The organism is Pseudomonas sp. MF09156, from assembly GCF_059862305.1.
Genome location: NZ_JCBCUR010000004.1, coordinates 462,987 through 489,577, shown reverse-complemented (window position 1 = coordinate 489,577; position 26,591 = coordinate 462,987). Strand labels below are relative to the sequence as shown.

Here is a 26,591-nt window from a genome sequence, read left to right as displayed (position 1 = left end):
CCGCCGCACACGGTCTCAGCCGTCGATCCAGGAGTGTTCGGCGCCTACTTTGACCTTGAACTGATGGAACAGCGGGTAGTAGTGCTCCTTCATTTGCTTGATCCGCAGGCCCAACAGCTCGGAAGGGACAATGCCCTTGCTCGTGTAAAACTGGCGCAGGCGCGCTTCAATGTTGACCACCGGCCCGGATGAGAGGACTTTGTTATCGACAACTTTTGATTCTTTGGCAATGCCATCGAAACCCAGGTCATACATGTCCGGTCTTTTCGATTTAAGTACGTCGTTAAACAAATTGGGGCCCACCGTCTGAAAGATTTTGCGCTCATAGGCGTTGAACTCAGGGGTGTATTGCACCTGCCCATTTGACCCTCGGGTAACGGTGGGGCGATTGGCTGCGAAGTAGGGCTTGTTGGCGGAAAACCGCTGGTTCATTTCGGCGATCATATCGGTAATGACAGGGTTGCCAGGCTGCGTTGCAAAGTTACTGGTGTTGTAGAACGGGTGGTAGTCAGTGAGGCTATGGGCCACAGGTTTATTCAGGAGGACATCATTGGCGCCCGCTTTTAGTAGCGTATTGCCGATGTCAGCTTGAATGACATCATCGGTATCGAGATAAATGCCACCGTATTTATTCATGATGGGATAGCGTGCAACATCCGACGCGGCGGCCAGGTTTTTCCCCTGGCCTTGGCGAAAGTAGTTATACAGTTCGCCGTTTTTCAGCTGTTTGAAAACCTCGTCTTCATTGAGGTTCATCACCGTCAGGCCAGGGGCCTTGCTTTGCAGTTTGCTTTTTATCTGTTGAAAAACCGCTGGGTTATCGGCATCCACATGCAGCACAGATTTATACCCCCACGCTTTGCTTGCATTGTTGGCCATGTTGTCGACCAGGTTGGCGGGAATGTCCTGGCCAGCCCAGAAATAATGCAGTTCTTTGGGTAAAGGCTGCACATCTTTGGGGACATTTATCGTGATCGGCGCGGGGGCCTCAACAAAATGGTAGTTGTGTGCGTCGATCCGCTTGGCTTTTTTAAGCTCATCGATGGTTCCCCGCTGCCATTTGCCTTTGCCGGTTCTCCAGTAGTAGAGATGGTTTGGCCGTTCGGCGCCGCTCAATAGGCGGGTGGCTTTCCATGTACCGATGGAGCTATTGAAGCTGACACTCTGGTCTTCGCCCATGTAGTTGATGGCATAGGGCGACGCTGGGTTGCCCGTTGCCTTGATATCGTCCATTGGCACTACATACGTACTGTCGCCAAGTTTCCAGGGTGTTGGCGCGCTGCCGGCCCCTCCCAGCAACTGGTTGGCCCTGGATGTGGGGGCCCACCCAGCCATGCCCAGATCCTGCACGGGGATATCCGCGCCCGCGCCGCCGGGGTGGACGATGACCCGCTGTCCCTCTTTCAAACGCGACTCATAAAACGCACCATCGACCCTGACGTATTCCTTATGGCTCTGGCCCGTGTAGACATTGCCTTGCAGCCCTTTAGTCCTGAGCTCATCCGCCGCGATATGTTTGATTTCGTAGCCCAATAGGTCGGTATTGAGCGATTTCACCTCACCATTGGCGGCCACCCGGCTGGGTTTGAAATCATTCAGTGGGGGGCCAAAGGCTCTTTTCTTGAGCACGTCGTATTGATGCCAGTTGCCCTGGAACAGTACGACGTTCCCCTCGACTGTCTCTTGCCCAACCCGGAACGTACCGGTTGCTGCCAGACCGTGCTGCTGGCTGGCGGTCTTTGCCACCTCGGCGCCGATGGCCGGCAAGCTGTTGGGGTCGTTTAACCTGGGCGTATCAACGACGAAATGGTCCAGTGATTTGCCGTACGCCTGTTGCGTGCGAGGGTCAAAGGCATACCACTTTTGGCTCGCCTCATCGAACTTGGCCAGGGCCTTGTTTTCAAGTGCGCCGCTGGCTGCTTTGTAGGTGCCTTCGGCAATGTCAGGTTTTTTTGCCAGTTCCAGCAGGTTCACACTGCGGTAGCTGCCGCGCAAGGATTTGACGCCCTTGTGGGCGGTACGCCCCAGGCTTACGACAGAGCGCGCCAAGTCATCGATACCCCCTACTGGATTGAGCGCACCAACCGCCGCGCGCCCAATGATCTGCCCGGTACGCCCCAGCTTCGACAGGGCCGATGCCCCGGTGGCAAGGGCTTTTGCGCCTTTGGCGGCCGGCCCCAGGCCGATTGCAAAACCGAAGATATCAAACGCCAGATCGACAATGCCGCTGCCGATGTTGCCCTCGATAAAGTTCTTGATGGCCGACCTGAAGGGAATGAGATTGAGCGCAATCTCTTCAAGGATCTTATAGGTCGGTACTTCCGTATCAAAGGTGGTGGCGCCCTTGGCATAGCGTTCTACAGCAGGCAGTTCCATGTCCTTGATCAAGGCATCAGCAATGTAGCGGGTCCTGGCACTGCTGAAGCTATTGGGGGCGTCTTCTACACCTGGGGTTTCCTGGGTTATGCCCGCTGCGTACTGACCCGAGGGTGTTATTGCATCGAATCTTTTACCGCCAGAGGAATGCATGAAACTGCTCTGGGGAGCGTACTCCTTGTAACTCTGGTCTGGCCGCCGGGTCACCGTGCCCTTCAAGCGATCAATGGCATAGGTCATGACGCTACCGTTGCGTTCGGTCTTGACCAGGACAACACCCGGTTCAACCTGAATGGGCTGATCGTCCCGTGTGTAGCGCATCTCCTTGCTGATGGTTATTTTTCCGAATTCCAGGTTCTGCCTGTCGGTGAGCGGCAGTTTGGAAATCAGTAGCTTGATCTGGGTAGCCGTGGTTTTTTTGACGTCGTTGGCGTAGTCGGCAAATGTCCTTTTGAACACTTCCAAGGGGCGCGCCAGGTTTTTGAGCTTGGGCATGACCTCGTTGAGGTTGATCGCAGTCGATGAGCAAACCCACGCCGCAGGTTTGCCATCAGGCTCAATGTTGATGGTGCCATACGTCTGGTCCCTTACAAAGGCACGGCCGGTCTCTCCCCAGTTGTCCGCCGAGTCGGGTGCCCCGTTGAGCCCGCGACCATCGATATACAGGTCCAGGATCGAGTAGGGGCCGGGGAAAAACCTGCTGGCGGGCTGCGAGGTAATGCATTTTTTGTCGAAGAGTGCCGGGTCCATCTCCGGCAGCGCATGCTTGAGCTGTTCCAGGGCAATGGCTTTGGTGGTGGGCATGGGCGGCAGTTGGGTTTCGGAGGCCTCCTTGAGTTCGCGCACTTGCGCGCTGAATGCCTCGCGCACGGCAGTTATTGCGGCGGGCGTCACGGGGTAACCCATGCCGCTGGCTGCCCCCCAGTCTTTGATCGCCTCGCTCTGGGCCCTGTATTCCACCTGCCGTTCTTCTTCCGTGATGGGCGCTGTACCCGCGTCGAGCATGATCTGCGCATAGCTCATCGTCGCCGTTGCCCCGGGGGCTTTTGCTTCAATGCGCGCGGTTGCCGTGGCCAGGCTGACCCAACTGTGGGTTCCCACCACTACCTGCTCCGGAATGTCCTTGACCAGGAACGCCGGCGCCCGGCTGGCCAGTAGCAGATGGGCTTGAAGCGTGGCTTGCGCGGGCGAGGCTGCACGCCCCTGGGCCAGCAGGTGCGCGGCCAATTCCTCGCAGACCGTGGCGGCCGACTTACCGACGTTGCCGGGCGAAACCAGCCGGTAGCCCGCGATCTCGCCGGGTACTTGGCCGGTGGGTGCGCTGGTGCTCTCGACGTTCAAGGCCGCCAGCAGCCAATCAGCGGCACTGCCTTTGACGGCGCGAGCCGCGAAGGTGGCTTGGATGGCACTGCCCAGTGCCTGGCCTCGGGCAGAATTGATCAAGGTATCAATCAACAGGCGTGGATTACTCTGCTCTTGAGGCGAGACTTGCCTGCCTTGCAGCAGATAATCCAGCACACGGTGAAAGGGCCGCAGGGTCAGATCGCCGAACTGGCCTGCGCGTATATCCGACTGCAATTGTTCCTGGCTGTCCTGGTCAAGCGATACGGGCCAGGCCAGCGCGCCACCCAGGTTGCCATTGCTCGCAGCCTTGGGGGGTGGCGTGGCGAGGGCGCTGGCAAGGTTGACCAGTTGTGCGTGATCTGTCGGGATATCCCAGCCATGGTCTTGGATAAATTGCAGTAGGCTGACCCTATTGGGTTGGCCGCTGGTGCTGGGTTGGTAAGTGCTGTCGGCCGGCAGGTCGATCATCGTTTTGGTCAGCGCATTCTGGATTTGCCCCACATATTCGCTGCCGGATTCGACGCCAGACGCCAGGTGACGAAGCTCGGCGATGGCTTGATGGCGGCTGACAATGTCCCCCAAGTGCGCTTTTTGCACGTACAGAGCGCTGTCGCTGCGCGCCTTGATCAAATCGGCGCTGGTGGTGGGATCGAGCTTGGTAAAGCCTTGCTGTTGATCGATTTGTTCAGCACGCAGGCGCATCGACGGGCCCGTCAGGTCCAGCCGCTCATTGTAAAAGTGCCCGACCAGCCAATAGGGAACCGGGTCATGAATATCGCTTGCGGGGGGCGAGAACGTCGTGTCAGCGTGGCCCGCCGCAATGACTTTGCCGGCCTGCAGGATGGGCCCACTGATGGCTGCCCAGCGTGCGTCGTCGAGCCCGACTGTGTGGCGCTTCTGTTCGGGGTCAAGGTAGTGCTGGCGCTTGAAAGAGAGCGTTCCTGACTCCGGGTGGAGGGTGATCGAGCGGGTGTTGATGCCTTTTTCTTCAAGCCACTGACGGACGTCGGGCGACTTGAAGGCATTTTGCAGTTGTGCCCACCACTGGCCGAATGTGGAGTCGGGAGCAATCGTGTTGATCGTCACATTCTTTTGGCGATTGGCGACCTCCAGTAATGCCGAGCTATACGCCGTCGCCAATTCGCGATCGCCCACGGTGCGAGGATGTTCTGCTGATTCAGATGGGGTGGGAGTTTCACGCTTGTGCCGCGAGGGCAACGGCGTGACAGGCAGATTGAGTAGCTGGCGTGGGGGGCGCTGCGCAGGGCTGGGCTGGGAAATACTGCTCATAAGGATTGCTGCCTCAAAGTTCGGGAATGGGCCTGGGTGTCAACCGCTACCGGGCGTTAGCCTTGTGTAGCGGTTTGCCCCAGGTTGATTCCCTTGTTTTGGCAGCCGATGACTTTCCTTATGTTTCAATTATGTTCTGATCAGAAATCCCAGCGGGTCGTCAGCATCACGTTGCGCGGATCGCCGTAATAGGCGGTGTTGTAGAAGCCGATATTGGTGTAGTACTTCTTGTCGAATGCGTTGTTCAGGTTCAGCGTCGCCGACAGGTTTTCGGTGACCTGGTAACGCGCCATCACATCCACCAGCCAGTAGGCTTGCTGGGCAAACTCCTCGTTCTTGGCCTTGTAGCGGTTGTACAGTTCCTGCCAGCTTCGGTTCTGCCAGCGCGCGCCGCCGCCCACGGTCAAGCGGTCCAGTGGGCCCTTGAGTTTGTAGGTGGTGTAGAAGCTGAGTTGGTCCTCGGGCTCCCAGGTCGAGACCTTCTGCCCACTTTGGTCACGGATGATCTTGTGGGTGTAGCCAGCCTGGGCCTGCCAGCCGGGCAGCAGTTCACCGGACATTTCGGCCTCCAAGCCCTTGGTCTTGGCTTCGATGCCCTTGGTGGCATAGCCCAATGACGGGTTGGTCGGCGCGGCGTTGTATTCGGCGTCGGCTTCTGCGCGGTTGCTCTGGTGCACTTCAAAGTAGGCCAGGCTGGTGTTGAGCCGGCCGCCGAAGAATTCACCCTTGATGCCGCCTTCGTAGTTCTTGCCTTCGGAGGGTTCCAGCAGCTTGTTGTTGCGGTCGCGGTTGTAGCTTTCCGGCATGAAGATGTCGGTGTAGCTGGCGTAGGCGGTGAAGTTTTCGTTCAGGTCGTAAGTCACGCCGGCGTAGGGCACCAGGCGCCCGGTTTCGGTGGAGTCGTCGGTGCCGCGCAGCTTGTAGTTGGCGACGCGGGCGCCGAGGAACAGGTTCAGCGGGTCGGCCAGGTTGAAGCGCGAGGTCATGTAGCCAGCGCTTTGGCGGGTGGTCAGGTCGTTGACGTAGGTGGGGGCGCCCCAGTCGGGTTCGGCAAAGTTGCCATCGAAGTTCCAGAAGTCCACCACATTGCCGTTGGCGTGTTTGGGGCTGCCGTAGTCCTTGCCTTTCCAGTGGGAGTTGGAGGCCGAGCCACCCACTACCAGTTCATGCTCGCGCCCCAGCAGGCTGAAGGGGCCGCTGAGGTACACATCGGCGGCATTGGCACGGGTCTGGCCGGTGAATTTATTGGCGTAGACCGTGGACAGGCCGGTGTCGGGATTCGGCGCGCTCTGTATCGAGCCCAGGGGCGCGTGGTAGCCGCTGAGTTGGTGGGTCACTTGCGCCTTGGCTACCCAGCCATTGGCGAAGCTGCGCTCCAGGGTGGCGAAGGCGCCCCGGTTGTATTGCTCCCAGCGGCTCCACTTGGCGCCGTTGTTGTAGGAGCGCTTGACGTCGATGCGATCGCCCTTGGTGTTGAACAGCGGGCGGCTGCCGGACCAGCCCGAGCCCATGGGGTCGTTGTCCTGATAGTCAAAACCCACGGTCAGCAAGGTGTCGTCGTCAAGATCCGCTTCCAGTGAGCCGAAGTAGACGCTGGTCTTGCGCTGGTAGCGCTCCATGAACGAATGCTTGTCCTGATAGGCCGCCACGGCGCGCCCGCGGATATTGCCGCTGTCGGTCAGCGGCCCGCTGACATCGACCTGGGAGCGGTAGTTGTCCCAGCTGCCGGCACCCAGTTCGATGCTGGCCTTGAAGTCACGGGTGGGCTTTTTACGGATCAGGTTCAAGGTCGCCCCCGGCGCGCCCGCACCGGTCAGCAGGCCGGTGGCGCCTTTCAGGATCTCCACTCGGTCGTAGATCGCCATGTCGGTCAGGGTCTGGCCGGACGAGTAGGCCGAGTTGCGCAGGGTGGGGATGCCGTCGTACTGGAAGTTTTCGATGGAAAACCCACGGGCGAAGTAGTTGGTGCGCTCGCTGTCGTAGGTCGACACGGTGATGCCGGGGGTGTGGCGCATCACATCGTCAATGGCGTTGAGGCCGAAGTCGTCCATGTGTTGGCGGGTGATCACGGTGATCGACTGCGGGGTCTCCCTGGGCGTCAAGACCAGGCGTGTGGCGGTGGCAATGGTGCCCGGAGTGTAGGAGCCGGTGCCCTCGGTGACGGTGCCCAACTGGTTGGAGGTGACCTGGGTGGCAGCCAGTGCCAGGGTGCCGCTGGCCTCGGTCAAGGCCTGCAACTGGTAGCCATCGGCGCTGGCTTGCGCCGCAAAGCCGGTGCCTTCCAACACCTTGGCAAAGCCATCCACTACGTTGTAACTGCCGCGCACGCCTGCACTGTTCAGGCCGGCCACTTGTTGCGACTGGAAGGCTATCGGCGTGCCTGCGGCCTGGGCATAGCGGCTGAGCACTTCGCCGAGGGGGCCTGGGGCGATATCGAAGGCCTGGACCTGTTGCTGCGCGTAGGCAATGGCCGGTAATGCCAGCGGCAGGCAGCCAAACAGCAGGCGGCTGGCCAGCAGCAGGCTGCCACGGGAGGATGGGTTGGAAGACATGTAATCGGTGCTCCTTTGGATGTTGGCCAAGGAAAGGACGCGGCAAAACCGAAAACACGCAGACTTTATTGAGAATTATTCGCGCTGTTTTTCAAGGACACACGGGTGACCCACGGTGTGTAGTTGCTGACTTCGATCGGCAGCGTGCGCTGGAGCAGGCGCAAGGCCCGCGCCGGGTCGTCGACCGGCAGCATGACCGTGACCCGCAAGCCTTGCAGGGCCTGACGATCGAACAGCAACAGGCCGCTGCGATGCCGTCCCAGGCGCTCCAGCACATCCGCCAGGGGCTCGTCGTTGGCCAGCACCTGGTGGGTGTTCCAGGCGGCCTCGTGGGCGCGGGCATCGAATTTTTCCACCGGCCCTGGGCCGCTTGCCTCCAGGCGCACCTGCTGGCCGGGGTTGAGGGTCAATTGTTGGGTGCCGCTGTCGATGCGAGTGGACGATTCGAGCATCCTGACCACCGTCGCATCGCCGCTGCGCTCGACGATAAAACGCGTGCCCAGGGCGCGAATGCTGCCTTGCGGGGTGTCGACATAGAACGGGCGCTGGGCATCCTTGGCCACGTCCACCAGCAACTCACCGCGCAGCAGGCGTATGCGCCGTTGGTGGGCGTCGAAGTGCAGGTCCACCGCCGAACCACCATCCAGTTGCAGGGCACTGCCATCGGCCAGGCGTTGTTGCTGCCATTGGCCACTGGCGCTGCTGAGGTCGGCGAACAGGTAGCCGCGCTGGCTGTACTGATAGGCCGGCAGGGCAAACAGGCCGATTAACAGGGTGAGGGCCAGGCCCTTGATCGCCTTCGGCTGTTGGCGCGCCCGGCGCAACGCGGCCCGGGCCGGCGCCTGCTTGAGTGGCGACAGGTGGCCCTGCAAGCGCGCAACCGCCAATGGATGTTGCGGGTCGGCGGCCAGCCAGGCGTGGAAAGCCTGTTGGCTGGCGGCATCGGGCTGATGGTCGAGGCGCACCAGCCACTCGGCAGCCTGGCGCAGGATGGCCGGGGTCATGCCTGGGCGCACGTGTCGCAGGCCAGCAGGGCTTCCACCAGGTCCTGTTGCACGGTGCGCACCGAAACCCCGAGGCGCTCGGCGATCTGGGCCTGATCCAGGCCATCGAGGTGGCGCAGGATAAAGGTCTCGCGGATCCGTGGCTTCATCCGCGCCAGGGCCCGGTCAATCGCTTCGAGCACCTGCACCGCCTGCAGGATCTGCTCGGGCGAGGGCGCTTGCTCAAGGTACTGGGCGCAGCGTTCCAGTTCCTCCTGATAGGCCCGCTCCAGGCGGCGCCGGCGATTGCTGTCCATCAACAGGCGGCGGGCCACCGTGGCGAGATAGGCCTGGGGCTCGCGGGGCGCCACGTAGGGGCTGGCCGACAGCAGGCGGATGAACGTGTCATGTGCCACGTCTGCCGCGTGCTGGGAGCAATTCACGCGCCGGCGCAGCCAGCTCAGCAACCAGCCGTGGTAGCCGCGGTACAGGGCTTCAAGCGTCGCGGCTTCGGCGGGCTGGGCTGGTTTCATGCGAAAAATTCGTAAGTGGGAATTAATCTTATTCTAGTTGTTTCTGACTGGCGGCTGCAATGGGCGAGTGGGCCTCGGTCTCAGAACCGGCCCGTTCAACGTCTTTTATAGAAGGACTCGAGAAAAGACGGCCTTACCTCGTCGGTCGGCGAATTTAATGTGGATAATTTTGCGTATCGGTCAATATTTGTTGGTTTTTTTGACTGAGTATCGCGCTCTGAGCGCGATATGGCCGTGGAATAGCGGTCGGGGTCATGCCTAAAAAGTGTTGAAAAGTAACTTGGCTCCAAGTGGTTGTGTATTTATGTAGCATTTTCCGCGTATTGAGCGAATCGACAGTAACGTCTTTTTGACAGAATCAGCTCTGTGTGCACCGAACCGGTCAGCCTTTTCCACGTTGTGTTTAAAGCCCGGGTACCCATAAACACTAGGCGATGGCATGGCGGCGGCTGCATGCCTTGGCGCGCAGTCCTTGGGCAGTGAGGGAACCGTGATGGCCAATCGGTCATTCCAACCCCGTTTCGGTCAGTGGCATATGCCCTGCACCCACTCACGGCAACCTCTGCGCTTACTTCACCCATAGGCTTGATAATGACGAAACCCTTCCCGAACCAGAGCGGCATCTACGACGTCATCGTTGTTGGCGGTGGCGTTGTGGGATGTGCGATGGTCCGGCGCTTTACCCTGGAGGGCGCGCGGGTGCTGTTGCTGGAAAAAAGCCCGGACATCCTCTCTGGTGCGAGCAAAGGCAACAGCGCGATCCTGCACACCGGCTTCGATGCGCCAACCGGCAGCCTGGAGCTGCAATGCATGCAGGACGGCTACCAGGAATACCTGGACATCCACCAGAACATGTCGCTGCCGCTGCTCAAGACCGGCGCGCTGGTGGTGGCCTGGAACGAGGATGATCTGGACAAGCTGCACGGCATCGTCGAACAGGCACATGCCAATGGGATTGCCGATGTCAGCCTGATCGGCCGCGAGCGGGTGCGCAGCCTTGAACCGCACCTGGCCCAAAGCGCCCTGGGGGCGGTCCAGGTGCCTGGTGAATTCCTTATCGATCCGTGGTCGGCGCCGCTTGGGTATCTGCTCCAGGCCATGACGCATGGGGCACAGGTGCGCTTCAATACCGAGGTCAACGGCGGTTATTTCGATGGCGAACTGTGGGCCCTGGAGACCACCAACGGGTTTATCCGGGGGCGCACGATCATCAACTGCGCCGGCTTGTTCGGCGATGTACTGGAGCAGCAGTTGCTGGGCGCGTCGAGCTTCTCCATCCACCCGCGCAAAGGCCAGTTCGTGGTGTTCGACAAGGCGGCCGCGCGCTACCTGGGCAACATCATCCTGCCGGTGCCCAACGAGCGCACCAAGGGCATCGTCCTGACCCGCACCGTCTACGGCAATTTGTTGGTGGGGCCTACCGCCGAAGAACAGGAAGACCGCCTGCACGCAGGCCTGGACAGCGACGTGCTGCGCCAGTTGGTGGACGCGGCCGTCGAGCGGATTCCTGCGCTCGACGGCATGCCGGTCACCGCCACCTATGCCGCGCTGCGCCCGGCCACGGAAAAGAAAGAGTATCGGGTGCAGCGGGTCGAAGGTAAGAACTGGATCAGCGTCGGCGGCATCCGCTCCACCGGCCTGACGGCGGCGCTGGGCATTGCCCGGCACGTGTTCAGCCTGTATCAGCGCGAGCACACGCCAGTCCCCGCCTCAATCCTGCAATGGCCGGTGCTGCCCAATCTCGCCGAACATTTGCCCCGCGATTACCACCGGCCGGGCTACGGCGAAATCGTCTGCCACTGTGAAATGGTGACCCTGCGGGAAATCCAGAATGCCTTGGCCAGCGCGCTGCCGCCCGGTGATCTGGGCGGCCTGAAACGCCGCACGCGGGCCTGCATGGGGCGCTGCCAGGGCTTTTATTGTGGGGCGCGGGTGGCCGAGCTGAGCGCTGGCCACCTGGCCATTCCCCTTGCCACAGGTGTTTGTCATGAAGCCCATTGAAGTCGAAAACATTGATGTCGCGATTATCGGTGGCGGGCCGTCGGGGCTGTCGGCGGCGATGACCCTGCGCAAGCTGGGCGTTGGCACGGTGGTGGTGTTTGAGCGTGAGCCCGAGGCGGGTGGTATCCCTCGTCATTGTGGGCACCCGCCCTTTGGTTTGCGCGAATACGGCCGCGTCTATACAGGGCCTGGCTATGCGCGCAAAAACGTCGCGCAGGCGTTGAAGGCCGGGGTGCAGATTCGCGTCAAGCACTCGGTGACGCAGATGGGCCTGGGTGGGCGGCTGGAACTGGTGAGCCCGGAGGGCGCCAGGGTGATCCAGGCGCGACGCGTGCTGATTGCCACCGGGGCCCGGGAAACACCACGCTCGGCGCGCCTGCTGGGCGGCGATCGCCCGCTGGGGGTGATCAATACCGGCGCGTTTCAGTCCTACCTGTACCTGGAGCATCTCAAGCCCTTTGAGCGTCCGCTGATCGTCGGCACCGAGCTGGTCAGCCTGTCGGCGGTCATGAGTTGCCGGCGTGCCGGAATCCAACCGGTGGCGATGATCGAGGCCAACCTGCGGGCCACGGCGCGCTGGCCGCTGTCGCTGTTTCCGCGGTTATGCGGGGTGCCGATGCATTTCGGTGCACAACTTCTGGCAATCCACGGCACCGGGCGGGTAGAGGGCGCAACGGTGCGCCTGGCCGATGGGCAGACCCAGACCTTCGATTGTGACGGCGTGCTGCTTACCGGCCAGTTCACTCCCGAGTCGAGCCTGGTGCGCTTGAGCGAGCTGCGGCTGGACCCGAAAAGCGGCGGCCCGCATGTCGATCAATACGGGCGCTGTTCCGATCCGGCCTACTTTGCCGCGGGGAATCTGCTGCGCCCCGTCGAGACGGCAGGTTGGTCGTTTCGCGAAGGCCATAAGATCGCTACGATGATCGCCCGCGATCTGCAGGGGCAATTGCCGCCTGCTGCGCCGAGCATCGAGATCGCCTGCAAGGGCGCCTTGAAGCTCTGCGTGCCGCAACGCCTGAGCCCGTCCACAGTGGCCGGTATGCAGCACCTGCAACTGCGGGTCAGCCGTGGGGTGAAAGGGCGCCTGGTGGTACGGGCCGATGGCCAGGAAATCTGGGCCCGCGCCGGCAGTTCGCTGCCCGAGCGGCGGATATTGATACCCATCGCCAGCCTCAAGCTGCCCCAGGGCGTACAGCAACTCGAAGTCGACTTTGTCGGCCAATAACAAGACCTGCCGAGGAGTCTTAAACATGCGGATTGCCGCGCTCGATCAAGGCACCACCAGCACCCGCGTGTTGGTGGTGAGTGACAATGGGTCAGCTGATATCCAGCTCTCGTTGCGCCATCAGCAACACCATCCCCATCCTGGTTGGGTGGAGCACGATCCACTGGAGCTGCTCAGTAACCTGCAGCGTTGCCTGGAGGCCACCGGCCAGGTGGACGCCATCGGCCTTGCCAACCAGGGCGAGAGTTGCCTGGCGTGGGACGCCCAGACCGGCGAGCCGTTATCCCCGGTGATCGTCTGGCAAGACAATCGCACCTGGGCCGAAATCGCCCAGTTGCGCGGCGACGGCGGCGAGGCCCTGACCCTGGAGCGTGCGGGTTTGCCCCTGGACCCGTATTTCTCGGCGAGCAAGCTGGCCTGGATCGTGCGCAACCTGCCAGCCGCGCAGAGCGCATTGCGCGCCGGGCGGCTGCGCCTGGGCACTACCGATGCATACTTTCTCGACCGCCTGACCGGGGTCTTCGCCACGGACGTCACCACCGCTTCGCGCACCTCGCTGATGAACCTGGCGACCGGGCAGTGGGACAGCCAGCTCTGCGAGCTGTTTGGCGTGCCCATGGAAACCCTGCCGCAGATCCGCGACACCGTCGGGCACTTTGGCGAGATCGGCGCCACGCCGGTCACCGCCTCGATTGTCGACCAGCAAGCCTCGCTCTACGGCCATGGTTGCCGCAATGAGGGCGACGCCAAGATCACCTACGGGACCGGGGCGTTTGCCCTGACCGTGACCGGCGAGCAGATCATCCGCGCCCCGGAAAAGGGCCTGCTGGCGACCATCGCCTGGCAGATCGACGGCAAGCCCACTTACGCCATGGACGGTGGTGTCTACGATGCCAGCGCAGCCGTGGAATGGGCCGGGCGGCTTGGCTTGTTCAGCGATTTTTCGGAGCTGGCGGCATTCGACGAAGCACCGGCCATTGGCCGCCAACTGGCGTTTGTGCCGGCGTTGTCCGGCCTCGCTTGCCCGCACTGGGACCGCAGCGCGGCAGCCCTGTGGGTCGGCATGAATGGCAGCACCACGCGCCAGGATATGTGCCAGGCCGTGCTTGAGGGTGTGGCATTGCGCAGTGTGGAAGTGATCAGCGCAATGGACGGGTTTCTCAGCGTCACCGATCACCTGTCCATCGATGGCGGCCTGGCGCGCAGCCCCTATTTTGCGCAGTTTCTCGCCGATGCCTTGCAGCGCTGCATCGTCACCCAGCGCTTCGATGAGCTGACCGCATTCGGCTGCGCAGCGCTGGCAGCCAAAGGCCTCGGCGTGGCGCTCAAGCCGCCGCGCAATACCAGCACCAGCTATCACCCCAAAGTCAGTGCCGCCCAGGCCCAGCAGTGGCGGGCCACGTTCAGCGATGCGGTGACGCGCTGCCGCGACTGGCGCTGAGCGCTTACCACTCCGGCCGGGTCAGGGCAGGGGCTTCCAGGACTTCAACCTGGGCTTCGGCCAGGGCCTTGGCCAGTTCGCCCAAGGGTTTGCGGTCGATGATCAGGCGGTCGATGCGCTCCAGGGGGAATACCTGGAACAGCGCACGCTTGCCCATTTTCGAGGAGTCGGCAATCACCGTGAGGTAGCGCGTGCGGGCGATCATGGCGCGGGTGATTTCCGCTTCCTCGATGGAAAAGTCAAAGGCGCCGTCGGTGTTCAAGGCGCCAATGGTGACCACCGCATGCTCAGCGTTGAACCGGGCGATCTGCTCCATGGCCAGGGCGCCGATGTTCTGTTCCGATTCGGGGCGGTATTCGCCGCCGATCATGAACACGCGATTACCGCTGGCGCCAATGGCGGCGGCGATCAACAAGGAGTTGGTGATCACGGTGATGCGGTTGAGCCTTGCCAGTTCACGGGCAAAGAACAGGGTGGTGGTACCGGTATCGATCAGCAGGCTGTCGCCCGGCGCATAGAGCCCGGCGGCGAAGCGCGCCACTGCACGTTTCTCCTGGGAGAATTCATTCATCCGGGTCTGGAAGGCGTTCTCGTGCTCGCCGCTGGGCGGCAGCGAGGCGCCGCCATGGAACTTGGTGACCTGGCCATCTTCGGCCAGGGCCGTGAGGTCGCGGCGAATGGTCTCTTGCGAAGTGCCGAGGGTGCGCGCCAACTCGTCGACCGAGATGCGTTCACGCTGGCGTAGCAGTTCAAGGATATGTTGGCGTCTTTCATTGGGGCGCATGGGCAACCATCCTCTTGATGCTACGTGAATGCGCCACGGCGGCGCAGTGCTGTTACCGAGGCACTCAAATGATGCCCTGCCAGTAAGCGGCGGGGCGCGTGGGCGCCAGTGGAGGTGGTGTGAACTTGGTATTGGCGTTTGCCGTTCACGGCCGTAGAGTCCGCTGCCTTGAAAGGTGTGATCAGAGATTACGCAATAGAGTTGACCGATTCCAGTGTGTTTAACCCGCAAAACCACAAAAAACACACGATTGGCATGGGAAGTGGTTAGTAATAGGGTGTGGAAGCGCCACAAATGGGGCTGTAAAACGCGTTTGGCCAATGGAGCGACCGAACTGGGGCGTACTCCTACAACAACAATTGATTCAGTACAGATGGAGCGAAAGCAATGGCGGAATTCGGCAATTACGTTATTTACCTGATCATGATCGGCGCGGTGGTTGGCGCGTTTGCATCCGTGATCAAGCCGGACAGCGGCCTGGGCAAGGAGTTTGTCAACGGCATCCACTCCATTGGCCCGGTGTTCCTGGCGCAGGCGGGCATCATGGTGGCGATCCCGTACCTGTCCAAATTCATCGAGGTCGCACTGGGGCCGTACTTCGGCGCGATGGGTTCCGACGTGTCGATTGCGGCGCTGTCGATCATCGCCGTGGACATGGGCGGCTACCAGTTGGCCGATGCCCTGGCAGCGAACCGCGACATGTGGATCACCGCCATGATCGTTGGCTATACCTCCGGCGCGACCATCGTCTACCTGATCCCGGTCGGCCTGATGATGCTCGAACGCAAGGACCACAAGTACCTGGCGCTGGGGGCCATGGCCGGTTTGATCAGCATCCCGTTTGCGGTGCTTGCCTCGTTGATGATGATCACCGCCTTCAACCTGCCGGTGCGGGATATCGTTTCCACCACCTCGCCGGCCCTGCATTACCTGAGCCTGGGGTTTGTCGACTGCGTGCGCTTGCTCGCGCCATTGTTTGTGTTCTGCTTCCTGCTGGCCGCCGGCCTGCGCTACCGGGCGGCGTGGATGGTGGCCGGGTTCCTGGTGTTCGGTAAGTTGATGGATGCCTTTATCAAGATCGTCCTGGCGCTGGCCATCGTCGAGCACTTCACCGGGTTCTTCATGAAGAACTTCGGTGTGTGGGGCTTCGACCCGATGTTCGCCGACGAGAAGGAGCTGTTCCGTGCCATCGAGATTGCCGGCTACATCGGCATCATGCTCGCCGGTACGTTCCCGATCTGCTACCTGTTCAACCGCTACTGCAAGAAACCCATGGAAGTGCTGGGCAAGCACATCGGGCTGTCAGCCGATGGCGCGGCGGCGTTTGTCATGGTGTTTGCCAACATCATCGCGGTCTACCACCTGTTCAAGAAGATGAATGCCCGGGACAAGGTCTTGTGTGTGGCCCTGGGTGTCTGTGCCCAGGCCACCATTGGCGACCACCTGGCCTTTACCGCGAACTTCCAGCCGACGCTGATCATGCCGATCCTGCTGGCCAAGTTGTTTGGCGGCCTGCTCGCAGTGGCGATCGCGATCAAGATCTCGGTGCCCGCCGCCCAGCGTTACGAAGCGCAGGAGCGCGAGCGCGAAGAGGCCGATGAGGCCGGCGTGCCGGCTGCGCAGGCAGTGTGACCCTGACTCTTTAATCCACGGCAAGGGCGCGTGCCCTTGCATTGCCTTGAGGTAACAATGAGAAAGATTTTTCTGGCCTGCCCCTACAGCCATGCCGATGCGTCAGTGACCCACGAGCGTTTTATCCAGTGCAACAAGGTGGCGGCCATCATCATCGAGTCGGGTCATGGGGTGTTCAGCCAGGTGTCCATGTCGCACCCGATCAACCTCGCGTTCGAAGGCAAGGACAGCGCCACCATCGGCAAGCTGTGGGCGCCGGTGGATGCGCTGTTCATGGACATGATGGAAGAACTGATCATCCTTGACCTGCCGGGCTGGGACCTGAGTTCCGGGATCAAGCGCGAGATCGAATTCTTCAAGAACCGTGGGCAGAAGGTCAGCTTGTGGTCCGAGGTCCACGCCGAGTTCAACTAATTCCCCCGGCAACGCAAACCCTTGTGGGAGCGGGCTTGCCCGCGATGACGGAGTGTCAGAAAAGTATTTCTAACCTGACCCACCACCATCGCGGGCAAGCCCGCTCCTACATTTGATTTGCGATGTAGCGCAAATGTTGTGCCCAGCCGAGATCCCCCTGTGGGAGCGGGCTTGCCCGCGATGGCGGTGGGTCAGGAATGGCTCCCACAGATAACAGTGTTAGCAGTCGAGACTGTACAAGCGTCAGGTCAGGATATTAAAATGAGAAGTATTATCATTAACTGCTCATTGGACCTGACATGTACGACGACAGTCTCGTCTCGCCCGTCGAACAACTCTACACCCGTCACCATCTCTGGCTGCGCGGCTGGTTGCGGCGTCGCCTGGGGCACAGCGCCGATGCCGAGGACCTGGCGCACGACACGTTCATCCGGGTGTTGCGCACGCAGCAGGACGTGCGGGAGCTGCGCCAGCCCATGGCATTTCTGGCCGCGATCGCCAATGGCTTGCTGATTAACCGCTGGCGGCGCCAGGCGATTGAGCGGGCTTACCTGGAGGCGCTCGCCGCCCGTCCGGAAGGTGAGGAGCCGTCGCCCGAAACCCGTTACTTGATGATCGAGACCTTGCTACAGCTGGACTCGCTGCTGGTGGGGCTGTCGATGCAGGTGCGCAAGATCTTCTTTTTGTCCCAGCTCGACGGCCTGACGTACCCGCAGATCGCCACGCAGTTGAACTTGAGCGTGGCCCAGGTGCAGCGGGCGATGGGCAAGGCTTTCAGTGTGTGCTACGCGAGCCGTTTCGAATGAATGGCAAGCCGGTTGCACCGAAAGTCCGCGAGACGGCCATCGACTGGATCGTCCGGTTGCAGTCCGGGATGATGAGCCCGGACGAGCAACAGGCGTTGCAGCATTGGCGCCAGGCAAGTGCCGAGCACGAATACGCTTGGCAACGCGTCGCCAGCTTGCCGCTGATGCTTCAGCCGGGGGCCAGCCTGTTGGCGGATGTCACCGCACGACGCGCGCTGGAGGCAGCCGGGGCTGATCCGGCGCGGCGCCGGCAGGTGCTCAAGTGCTTGCTGGGGTTGGGCTTGCTCGGTGGTTTGTCCTGGCAGGGCGCGGAATCGACCCTTCTGCGCGCAGCCTTTGCCACCTACCGCACGGCTACCGGCGAGCGCCGCCGCTGGACCCTGGCCGATGGCAGTTCTCTGTGGTTGAACACTGCCAGCGCTGTCAGCCTGGACTTTAGCGCGCAGCTGCGCCGCGTGCAGTTGATCGAGGGCGAGGTGGCGCTGGATGCGCGCGTTGAGTCGCGCCCACTGCAACTGCTCACAGCGGATGCGCTGCTGCGCAGCCACGATGCCAATCTGCTGGTGCGCCATGATCAGCAGGGCACGTGGATTACCGTATTGCGCGGGCTGGTGGAGGTGAGTTCGCCGCGCCACCCGGCACCGGTATCAGTAGCGGCAGGCTGGCAGACCCAGGTCGATCGCCAGGGTGTGGGTACGCCACGGCAAACCGATGGATTTCTGGCCCAGGCCTGGCTGCGCGGGATTCTGCCTGCCGAGCGCATGCGCCTGGATGTGCTGCTGGCCGAGTTGTCCCGTTACCGGCCGGGCGTCTTGCGATGCAGCGAGCAGGTCGCGGAGTTGCGCGTGACTGGCAGCTTCCAGCTCGACGACACCGATGCCGCGCTGGCGTTGGTGGCCCATGCACTGCCGGTGCGTATCGAGCGGCGTACCCGCTATTGGGTGACTGTGGTGCCGGCCTGAACATTTATTTACGTTCTCTGCGCAGTTTTTCAAAACTCGCTTGGCCTATAGGGATAACCCACCGAAACAGGTGGGCCTTCACCTCTAGGAGCCCTGCATGATTTCTCCCGCAAGTGTCTTGCGCACCCGCACATTGGGTCTGCTGTTACTCAGCCTGCAACCGCTGTACAGCACGGCAGTTTTCGCCCAGGCCGAGCGCCAACCCTACAGCATCGAAGCCGGCCCGCTGGACCAGGCACTCTCGCGTTTCGGCGTGCAGGCGGGTATCAGCATGGCGGGCAGTTCGACGCTGACGGCGGGCAAACGCAGCAACGGCCTGCACGGAGATTTCAGCACCGAGGCCGGCCTGGCGCAGTTGCTGGCAGGCACCGGCTTGAGTTTTCAGCGCCAGGCCAATGGCAGCTTCGAACTGCATCCAGCGACCAGTGCGTTGGTGCTGCCGTCGCAGAAAGTCACTGGCGATGACCTTGAGAAAAAAGCGGTGTACACCGCGCCACGTTCGTCGGTGTATATCTCCAACGAAGAAGTGCGCCGCTTTGGCGTGATCTCCGTCGGCGACCTGCTTAAGGGCCAACCGGGGGTGCAGGTGGGTGACAGCCGCAATGGCGGTGGCCTGGATGTGAATATCCGCGGGATCCAGGGGCAAAGCCGGGTGGCGGTCACGGTCGACGGTTCGCAACAGGCGCTGGATGTCTATCGCGGCTATGCGGGCACGCAACAGCGCAGCTACATCGACCCCGACCTGATCAGCGATGTCGCCATCGACAAAGGCCCCAGCCTGACGTCCAGCGCCATCGGCGGCACGGTGGCGATCCGCACCCTGGGGGTCGATGACATCCTGCGTGACGGCAAGAACGTGGGCCTGCGCCTGAAGGGCGATTTGTGGAACAACGGCGTCGAGCCGGCCTCGCGCAACGGCCATTCGACCACCGAGAACCTGTACTCCGAGCCGCACCAGAACCGTGGCGGCCTGTTCGGTTCCGACTCGGAATCGGGCAGCGCGGCGTTTGCCTATACCCACGATCTGTTCGATGTGGTGGCCGCCTACGCCCATCGCAACCAGGGCAACTACTTCTCCGGCAAGCACGGCCAGGACCGCTACCGCACCTTTGACCGCTATGGCCGCGAAAACATGACGGTGGCCACCACCTACAACGCCGGCGAAGAGGTGCTCAACTCCTCGGCAGAGACCGAGTCGATCCTGCTCAAGACCACCCTGCGCCCGGCCGACGACCACACTTTCGACTTCGGCTACAGTCGTTACGATGGACGCATAGGCGAGATCATGCCCTCGGACATCTTCCGTTTCGGCACCGGCGGTATCTACCAGTACCCGCGCGGCAGCACCAAGATCGACACCTACACCGCCCGCTATCACTACCTGCCCACGGGCAATATGCTGGTGGACCTGACGACCGGCCTGTGGATGACCGATGCCAAGACCAGCCAGTTGACCTCGGTGCTGGCGCCCAAATCCCAGGCCTATCGTTCGGACCGCAACTGGACGCGCCAGCACGACCGGCGCATCGGTGGCGAGCTGGCCAATACCTCGCGTTTTGACACGCACTATGGCGATTTCAAACTGGACCTGGGCGGCTCGTTCCAGCTCGAGGAGCTGCAGCCGCAAAAGAGCGTGGTCACCACACAGAACGATATCAACGCCAACCGCAGCCTGCGTGATGGTTCGCGCAAGGAGTTCAGCCTCAACGGCAAGCTGGAGTACAAGCCGGTTGACGAGCTGACGGTGTGGGGTGGCGGGCGCTATACCTACTACCGCACCAAGGATCATGTGCCGCACGCCACCGCCCAGCGCGAGGAGCGCGAGTTGCGCTACGTGAACGTGATCAAGCCGGGCAGCTACGGCAATATGCTGTGGTTCCCCGACGCCAACGGCCAATACACCGATGCCACCGACCCGCGCCTGAACAACGGGATTGTGTTCAGCGACACCAACAACCCGTTCGATGGCCCGCGCTACAACGACTACGGGGGCGTTGGCACACGGGTCTATCCGTCGCAGGTGGGCGAAGTGGTCACCGGCTACACCTATTCGGGCAAGCAGCGCGACAGCAAGGGCGCCTTTTCGCCGGCCATCGGCATCAACTACGAGATCGCGCCCGATACCTTCATCTACGCCTCGTACACCCAGGGCCTGCGCATGCCCTCGTTGTTCGAAACCAGCCAGGGCACCTTGCAGACCATGCCTGGCAAGGGCCTGAAACCGGAGCGTTCGAGCAACTGGGAAATCGGCGCAAGCACTCTGCAAAAAGGCCTGCTGGCGGACAACGACACGGCGGCGATCAAGCTGGCGTACTTCAACAACACCATCAAGAACTACGTGACCCGTTACTACGACCCAAGCCCCGGCCTGATGGGCCTGATGAACTTCAGCAATACCGACAGCTTCAAGACCAGCGGCCTGGAGCTGCAATCGAAATACGATGCCGGCTGGGTCTTTGCCGACCTGTCGTCGACCTATTACCTCAAGACCGAAACCTGCGACTCGGCCTTCGCCGCGCGCCTGCGGGCCAGTTCCACTCGCTGGCAGAAGCTTGACAACACCCCCAACTGCACCCCAGGCAGCTTCATGGGCTCGTACACCAATACCCAGAACCCGCCGCGGGTCGCCGGCAACCTGACCACGGGCCTGCGCTTCTTTGACCAGGCCCTGACCGTGGGCGGGCGCCTGACCTACACCTCGGGCCCGACCGTCACCGCCGACAAATCCTGGCAGACCGGCGCCACCACGCCGCAACTGGTCTACCGCGAAGTGGCGCTGGTGGACCTGTTCCTCGACTACAAATGGCAAGACCACACCCAGTTCAACGTGTCGCTGGATAACCTGACCAATCGTTACTACCTGGACCCGCTGGCCCAGAGCTTCATGCCGGCACCGGGGCGTACGTTGCGCATGGGGGTGGTGACCAAGTTCTGATCAGCGGCGCCTAGCGGCTCAGGGAGTGTTCGTAGGCCGCGGTCATCACCTGCCAAGTGTGGGGATTGGCCGGGATCAGGTGCTCGATGCGCAATGAGGTGACGGTGATGTCCTGGGGCATGCCGAAGGTGGTGAAGGTGGACATGAAGTCCAGCTCGCCATGGCGCGAATTGACGCGGGTCAGCACCAGTGGCGGCAGTTCATTGGCCAGGGGGGTCGAGCCTTGCGGCACCGGCAGGCTTTCCAGCAGCGTGGCCAGGGTCGGGTTGCCCAATGCTTCACGGGCAGCCCGTTGCCAGGCGAGGTTGCGGATCTCGTCGGCATTGAGCAGGTAGTCGCCCAGGCCACCCGGTTGCAGCAGGGTGGTCAGCAGGTTCAGGCCTTGTGCCGCGTCTGGCGCCAAACCCACCAGGTCGAACAGCACCTGGGTGCTGGCGTTGGCGGCGAGCACTTGCCAGTGGCTCCCGAGCACGATGGCCGGCGCCGGGTTGTTGGCCTTCAGCACGTGGCTGATGGCATCCCGAATGGCATCCATTGCCGGCGCGGCGAGCGGCGTGGCTTCGTAGCGCGGGGCGTAGCCGGCTGCGAGGAACAGGCTGTTGCACTGCTCCAGGGGCACCTCGAGGGCGCTGAGCAGGTTATGCAAGGTGCCAGGGCTGGCCTTGGCGCGGCCGGTTTCGATGCAACTCAGGTGGCGCTGGGAAATACCGCTGATCAGCGCCAGCTGCAATTGGCTCAACTTCGCCTGGCGGCGCAACAGCCGCAGTTGCGTACCGGCGTCGGTCTCGGGGTTGGCGCGGGGGAACGGTGGGCGGTTCATGGATGGACTCTGGCAGGGCGGGGCGGGGGGCGTCCATGACCTCGCAGGTCATTGAGATGGCGGCGACGTTATCACTAATCTGCGGCTTGCCCAATCCTGCGTGGTGGACCCTATGCACAGACCCTATATCGCCCTTGCCAGCCTGTTGGCGTTTTCCCTGTACACCCTGGGCACCTTGCTCTGGGCCGAGCAGTCGCTGCTGGCGTTTGGCCTTGAGCTGCTATCCAGGCCCGACACCGCCCAGGTGGTGATCGACCTGTACCTGATGGCGGCCCTGGCGTGTGTGTGGATGTACCGCGACGCCCGCGCCAAGGGCCGGTCGCTGGCCAGTGTGCTGCCGTATTGGCTGCTGACGGCGATCTTTGTCTCGGTGGGGCCGCTGCTGTATATCGTGGTCCACGGCTTTGCCAGGGACCGGCGATGACCAGCCTCGTGCATCTGTTTGCCCTGTGTGTGCTGGTGTTGTTCATCAAGATGTTGGCGATCTCCTGTTACCAGGGTTTTTTCCGCCTCCGGCACCGTGCGTTCAGCAATCCTGAGGATGCCGGTTTCTTCCAGCGCCCGGCCATTGCCCAGGAGCTTGCGCCGGTCAGCCGGGCGGCGAAAGCCTGGGCCAATGACCTGGAAAACATTCCGCTGTTTTTCGTCCTCGGCGGGTTATGCCTGGCGCTGGGCACCAACGCCGCCGCGACGGCCTGGCTGTTCGGCCTGTTCACCGTCGCGCGGGTACTGCATACCTTGCTGTACCTGGGCCGCCGCCAACCCTGGCGCACCCTGGCCTATGGCGTTGGCCTGGCGTGCCTCTTGGGGTTGGCGGGGTTGATCGGTGCGGCGCTGTTGCCTATTCGATAGGGTATCGACCGGATACGCCGCGATCGCCGGCAAGCCGGCTCCTATAGGGGCTAGACGAAGGCCTGGCGGCTGAAACCGCGTGGCAGGCGTTGCAGGCCGGGCAGGGCGGTCAGGCGTTGGGTCCAGGCGCTGCGCCAATCATTGCTGGCGGTGTTGGACTTGGCTTTGCGCGATGCACGGCGGGACGCGTTGCGCTGGTTGCGGCGGGCTTCCTTATAGGCATCGGTGTTGCGGCAGGTGCGGCATTTGACCCGGTTCAGTTCCACCGTGGACGTGAGGTTATTGCCGTGATGGCCGCAAGCGAGGTGCCCTGCGACCTTGAAGTGAGTGACCATGTCAGCGTCTCCTTCTGTGAGGGTTCGCGGCACCGCAAATCTGTGGATGCTCGCGCTCAAGGCCAGGCCGATTGAGGCCGTGCCCTTATATTTCCGACCCCACGGGCGGGCTGACGTTCACCGCAAGCCGTGGCGCGCTGAATCTGAACAATTCTCACGGTTTCCACAGGCCTGCGCCGGGTTTGCGGGGGGCCAGTCAGCTCGGCAAACCAGCGCCTGCTGGGCGGTCTTGGCGTTATAGGCGCCAGGGACTATTGTTGGTTGTCTGGCGCACAGCCCATAGGAGGGCGATACCATGAACACCAGTGCTCTACTGGAACAACTGCTACGTGCAGGTCAAGCCTCGATGTCCCAGCAAGGCGGTTCGGCGGCACCCCAGGGCGGCGCGGGAGGGCTCGGTGGGTTGGGCGGCCTGCTCGGTGGATTGCTCCGGGGCGGCGGCTCCGCTCCTTCTGCGTCGGGCGGTGGCGGCCTGGGCGATCTGCTCGGTGGCCTGGGCGGTATGTTGGGCGGGACCCAGGCGGGCGGTTCGAGCCAGACCCGTAGCGGCGGCACCAACTATGCGGCCCTGGCGTCGTTGGGGATGATGGCATTCCAGGCGTATCAAGCCTGGCAACGCCAGCAGGCCTCTGCGCCGCAGCAGGCCTTGCAGACGGTTGATCAACTCTCTGGCGCCGAGGTCGAGGCCCATAGCCATGCGGTACTGCGCGCATTGATCGCGGCGGCCAAGGCGGATGGGCGGATTGATGAGAAGGAAAACGCGTTGATCTCCCAGGAGATCGGGCGCCACACCGACGATCCGGACTTGCAACAATGGCTCGACGATCAAGTCGCCAAGCCCTTGGATGCAACCGACTTTGCCGAATATGCCAATGATCCGGCGGTGGCCGCCGAGGTCTACCTGGCCAGTGTGATGCTGGTGGATGACCAGCAGGTCACCGAGCGCAACTACCTCAATGAATTGGCCGATGCCCTGGGTATCAAGCCTGAATTGCAACTGCACCTTGAACAGCAAGCCCAACAGGCCTGATCCACAAAGACAGCGAAGCAGGAGCCTGGCCGGCTCCTGCATGTTGATCAGATCGCCAATTCCCCCCCATCTGCCCGCTGGATCACCACCGTGGACGCCCGCGCCCGTACTTTGCCGACGGTGACGTCGGTTGCCACGTTAGTGGACGGCCAGTTGCTTGGATGCTGGATGTTGATAAACACCGTCTTGTTGTCCGGCGTGAAGGTCACCCCGGTCACTTCCGAACCATTGGGCCCAACGAAGAAGCGCCGCAGGTCTGCCTGGTTCTGTGCGTTGACCGGCACTTGCTTGCCCTGGGCGTCGACCATATTGGTGGGAATCACCACCAGCATCTGGTCGTTGGTGTAGTCGGTCAGGGTTTTTTCGCCGTTGTCGGTCTGGATCCACATCACGCCACGGCTGTCGAAGGTCATGCCGTCGGGGCTGGCGAACTGGTTCAGTGCGGTCAGGCCCGAGCGGTTGAGGTCCGGAGTGCCGGCAGCGTTGGCGCCAAATACAAAGATGTCCCAGGTGAAGGCCACTTGGTTGTCGGCGTCATGCCAGCGGATGATGTGCCCGTGCTTGTTGTTCACCCGCGGGTTGGCGGCGTTGGCCACGGTACGGCTGGTGTTGTTGGTGAGCGTCAGGTACACGTCGCCATTGAGCGGGTTGACCGAGGTCCATTCCGGACGGTCCATCGGCGTGGCGCCCAGGGCGTCGGCCGCGCCACGGGTGTTGAGGATGATCCCCGGCAGGTCGGTGAACTTCGCGCCCAGGGTACTGCCATCGAGTGTCGGGCTGGCCACGTCGAGCAGCAACCAGTTGCCGCTGCCGTCGGCATTGAAGCGCGCCACGTAGAGTTTGCCGCTGTCCATGTACTTGGCGCCGGTGGCCAGGCGGTCGCTGGGGTTGGCGTCTGCCGGGTCCCACAATGCGGTGGAGACGAATTTGTACAGGTACTCGTTCTGCGAGTCATCGCCGCTATAGAACACCACTGGCTTGCCGGCGGTGGTCAGGCCCGGCCAGCAACCTTCATGGCGGAAACGGCCGAGCGCGGTGCGTTTCACCGCACGGGTCGCGGCGTTGTACGGGTCGATCTCGACGATGTAGCCATAGGTGCTGGCTTCGTTGCGGTAGTCGTCGGTGGCCGTGGCGCCGCTTGGGGTGACGTTGAAACGGCTGAACTCGCCGTTCACTTCGCTCGGGTCACCCGCGACACTTTCCCAGCGATAGTTGCCGTTGCTGGTGCCCACGCCGATGCGCACCTGGTCGGCCGGGCGGTTGCCGCTGCGGTTGACGAAAATCCCTGGCCAGTTTTCTTCGCAAGTCAGGTAGGTGCCCCACGGTGTGTAGCCATTGCCGCAGTTGTTGTTGGTGCCGCGGGTCTGGGTGCCGGTCGGCGAGAACTTGGTCTTGACGTGCTCGGTGCCTTTCATCGGGCCCGCCAGGTCCATCAGCGTGGCCGAGGTGAAGCGACGGTTCAGCGGGTCGTTTTCCATCACCTGCCAGCGGCCGTTGACTTTAGTCACGCGCATCACGCCCGCGCCGTGGGCGTTGATTTCCTTGCGCACTTCTTCCACCGGGCGTACGCCGCCGATCAGGGTCGCGCCGTTGGGGTGCAGTTCGGACTGTTCGATGTATTCGTGGTTGATCGCGATCAGGCCGTCAGTGGAGCTGCCATTGATCGGGAAGAAACGCATGCCATCGTGGTTCATGCCGACCGAGTTGGCCTGGTCGGTCGAGGTATTGGTGCCATCGCTTTTCCACGGTGCCGCATTGCTGTTGAGCGGCGTGCCCCATGGCGCGAGGATGTGCGCGGTGTAGCCGGCGGCCACGGTGCAGCCGTCGGTGCGCGAGCCGGGGATCGAGTTGAAACCCAGCTTCAGCGCAGGTTTGGTGGGCTCGGTCGGGGTGTCGTGGTCAGAGCCACCGCCGCTGTCAAAGCAGCCCGTCAGGCCGGTGCCGGCAATCATGGCGATCGCGGCGCCGAGTCCGCCCCGTACCACACTGCGGCGGCTCAGGTAGGCAGTGAGTACCGATTCCATCGGCTCATTGAGGCTCAGGTTGCGATTCTGGTTGTCGCCAGTCTCTCGACTCATTTCATCAGGTCCTTTGTAGATCACGATTTTTGAAAGGAGCCCGAACTCTAAGAGTCGAATGTGATGATTCGCGGTCGGTTTTGTTAAAAATGTATTTAAGTGTATTTCTTTTATTTCCTTTTGTTACAAGGGTGCATATTTCACTCCTGTTAAAAAACTGACATTAAACCGTCATTAATTGACCCCCACTATGCCGCC

19 protein-coding genes are annotated in these 26,591 nt (G+C 62.1%); 11 read left to right on the top strand and 8 right to left on the bottom strand.

Features of this window, described 5'->3' with window-relative positions:
* Positions 1 to 15: 15 nt before the first annotated feature.
* From AC19YY_RS13670 to AC19YY_RS13655, 4 genes are all read right to left on the bottom strand, one after another.
* Positions 16 to 5,010 (bottom strand): glycosyltransferase, encoded by a 4,995-nt coding sequence (locus AC19YY_RS13670; protein WP_500604353.1) that lies wholly within the window; start codon positions 5,008 to 5,010, stop codon positions 16 to 18.
* A gap of 140 nt (positions 5,011 to 5,150) precedes the next feature.
* Positions 5,151 to 7,562, bottom strand: a complete 2,412-nt coding sequence (locus AC19YY_RS13665) for a TonB-dependent siderophore receptor (protein ID WP_172311645.1) — start codon at positions 7,560 to 7,562, stop codon at positions 5,151 to 5,153.
* A gap of 65 nt (positions 7,563 to 7,627) precedes the next feature.
* Complete coding sequence (locus AC19YY_RS13660) at positions 7,628 to 8,566, bottom strand: FecR family protein (RefSeq protein ID WP_500604352.1); 939 nt, start codon at positions 8,564 to 8,566, stop codon at positions 7,628 to 7,630.
* Positions 8,563 to 9,078: a sigma-70 family RNA polymerase sigma factor gene (locus tag AC19YY_RS13655; RefSeq protein ID WP_500604351.1), complete on the bottom strand. Its 516-nt coding sequence runs from the start codon at positions 9,076 to 9,078 to the stop codon at positions 8,563 to 8,565. Before AC19YY_RS13655 ends, AC19YY_RS13660 begins: the two co-directional genes overlap by 4 nt.
* Before the next feature lie 591 nt (positions 9,079 to 9,669).
* Here AC19YY_RS13655 and AC19YY_RS13650 point away from each other — a divergent pair.
* Genes AC19YY_RS13650 through AC19YY_RS13640 form a run of 3 tightly spaced genes read left to right on the top strand, consistent with a single transcriptional unit; the run spans position 9,670 to position 13,745 of the window.
* Positions 9,670 to 11,079: an NAD(P)/FAD-dependent oxidoreductase gene (locus AC19YY_RS13650; protein ID WP_170041226.1), complete on the top strand. Its 1,410-nt coding sequence runs from the start codon at positions 9,670 to 9,672 to the stop codon at positions 11,077 to 11,079.
* Positions 11,066 to 12,304 carry an NAD(P)/FAD-dependent oxidoreductase gene (locus AC19YY_RS13645; RefSeq protein WP_500604350.1) on the top strand — a complete coding sequence of 413 codons (1,239 nt, stop codon included), beginning with the start codon at positions 11,066 to 11,068 and terminating at the stop codon, positions 12,302 to 12,304. The genes AC19YY_RS13650 and AC19YY_RS13645 overlap by 14 nt, the downstream gene beginning before the upstream one ends.
* 25 nt (positions 12,305 to 12,329) lie before the next feature.
* On the top strand, positions 12,330 to 13,745 hold the full coding sequence (locus AC19YY_RS13640) for an FGGY family carbohydrate kinase (protein ID WP_169952974.1): 1,416 nt from the start codon (positions 12,330 to 12,332) through the stop codon (positions 13,743 to 13,745).
* 4 nt (positions 13,746 to 13,749) lie between these two features.
* On the opposite strand, the gene AC19YY_RS13635 is transcribed toward AC19YY_RS13640, so the two are convergent.
* On the bottom strand, positions 13,750 to 14,529 hold the full coding sequence (locus tag AC19YY_RS13635) for a DeoR/GlpR family DNA-binding transcription regulator (protein ID WP_169952976.1): 780 nt from the start codon (positions 14,527 to 14,529) through the stop codon (positions 13,750 to 13,752).
* Positions 14,530 to 14,916: 387 nt separating this feature from the next.
* Between AC19YY_RS13635 and eutH the strand changes: the two genes are divergently transcribed.
* The 5 genes from eutH (at position 14,917) to AC19YY_RS13610 (ending at position 21,278) form a co-directional block, all read left to right on the top strand.
* On the top strand, positions 14,917 to 16,161 hold the full coding sequence (eutH, locus tag AC19YY_RS13630; RefSeq protein ID WP_169952978.1) for an ethanolamine utilization protein EutH: 1,245 nt from the start codon (positions 14,917 to 14,919) through the stop codon (positions 16,159 to 16,161).
* A gap of 57 nt (positions 16,162 to 16,218) precedes the next feature.
* Complete coding sequence (locus AC19YY_RS13625) at positions 16,219 to 16,575, top strand: DUF1937 family protein (protein ID WP_170041228.1); 357 nt, start codon at positions 16,219 to 16,221, stop codon at positions 16,573 to 16,575.
* Between the two features lie 299 nt (positions 16,576 to 16,874).
* Positions 16,875 to 17,381 (top strand): sigma-70 family RNA polymerase sigma factor, encoded by a 507-nt coding sequence (locus AC19YY_RS13620; RefSeq protein WP_169952982.1) that lies wholly within the window; start codon positions 16,875 to 16,877, stop codon positions 17,379 to 17,381.
* On the top strand, positions 17,378 to 18,343 hold the full coding sequence (locus AC19YY_RS13615; protein ID WP_500604349.1) for a FecR domain-containing protein: 966 nt from the start codon (positions 17,378 to 17,380) through the stop codon (positions 18,341 to 18,343). Before AC19YY_RS13620 ends, AC19YY_RS13615 begins: the two co-directional genes overlap by 4 nt.
* Before the next feature lie 97 nt (positions 18,344 to 18,440).
* Positions 18,441 to 21,278, top strand: a complete 2,838-nt coding sequence (locus AC19YY_RS13610) for a TonB-dependent receptor (RefSeq protein ID WP_500604348.1) — start codon at positions 18,441 to 18,443, stop codon at positions 21,276 to 21,278.
* A gap of 10 nt (positions 21,279 to 21,288) precedes the next feature.
* Here AC19YY_RS13610 and AC19YY_RS13605 read toward each other — a convergent pair whose 3' ends face one another.
* Positions 21,289 to 22,098, bottom strand: coding sequence for a helix-turn-helix domain-containing protein (locus AC19YY_RS13605; RefSeq protein ID WP_169952987.1), 810 nt, complete (start codon positions 22,096 to 22,098; stop codon positions 21,289 to 21,291).
* A 112-nt stretch (positions 22,099 to 22,210) separates the two neighbouring features.
* On the opposite strand from AC19YY_RS13605, the gene AC19YY_RS13600 reads away from it, so the two are divergent.
* Both AC19YY_RS13600 and AC19YY_RS13595 read left to right on the top strand, forming a co-directional pair.
* Positions 22,211 to 22,522, top strand: coding sequence for a DUF2834 domain-containing protein (locus AC19YY_RS13600; RefSeq protein WP_169952989.1), 312 nt, complete (start codon positions 22,211 to 22,213; stop codon positions 22,520 to 22,522).
* On the top strand, positions 22,519 to 22,950 hold the full coding sequence (locus AC19YY_RS13595; RefSeq protein ID WP_172311631.1) for an MAPEG family protein: 432 nt from the start codon (positions 22,519 to 22,521) through the stop codon (positions 22,948 to 22,950). Before AC19YY_RS13600 ends, AC19YY_RS13595 begins: the two co-directional genes overlap by 4 nt.
* A 50-nt stretch (positions 22,951 to 23,000) precedes the next feature.
* Here the strand turns inward: AC19YY_RS13595 and AC19YY_RS13590 are convergent, their stop codons facing one another.
* Entirely contained in the window at positions 23,001 to 23,285 is a 285-nt protein-coding gene (locus AC19YY_RS13590) for a hypothetical protein (RefSeq protein ID WP_169952992.1), read from the bottom strand.
* A gap of 295 nt (positions 23,286 to 23,580) precedes the next feature.
* On the opposite strand from AC19YY_RS13590, the gene AC19YY_RS13585 reads away from it, so the two are divergent.
* Positions 23,581 to 24,315 (top strand): tellurite resistance TerB family protein, encoded by a 735-nt coding sequence (locus AC19YY_RS13585; RefSeq protein ID WP_172311629.1) that lies wholly within the window; start codon positions 23,581 to 23,583, stop codon positions 24,313 to 24,315.
* 47 nt (positions 24,316 to 24,362) lie between these two features.
* Here the strand turns inward: AC19YY_RS13585 and AC19YY_RS13580 are convergent, their stop codons facing one another.
* The gene (locus AC19YY_RS13580) at positions 24,363 to 26,393 is read right to left on the bottom strand and encodes a PhoX family protein (protein WP_169952994.1); all 2,031 of its coding nucleotides are present in this window, start codon (positions 26,391 to 26,393) and stop codon (positions 24,363 to 24,365) included.
* Positions 26,394 to 26,591: the final 198 nt, after the last annotated feature.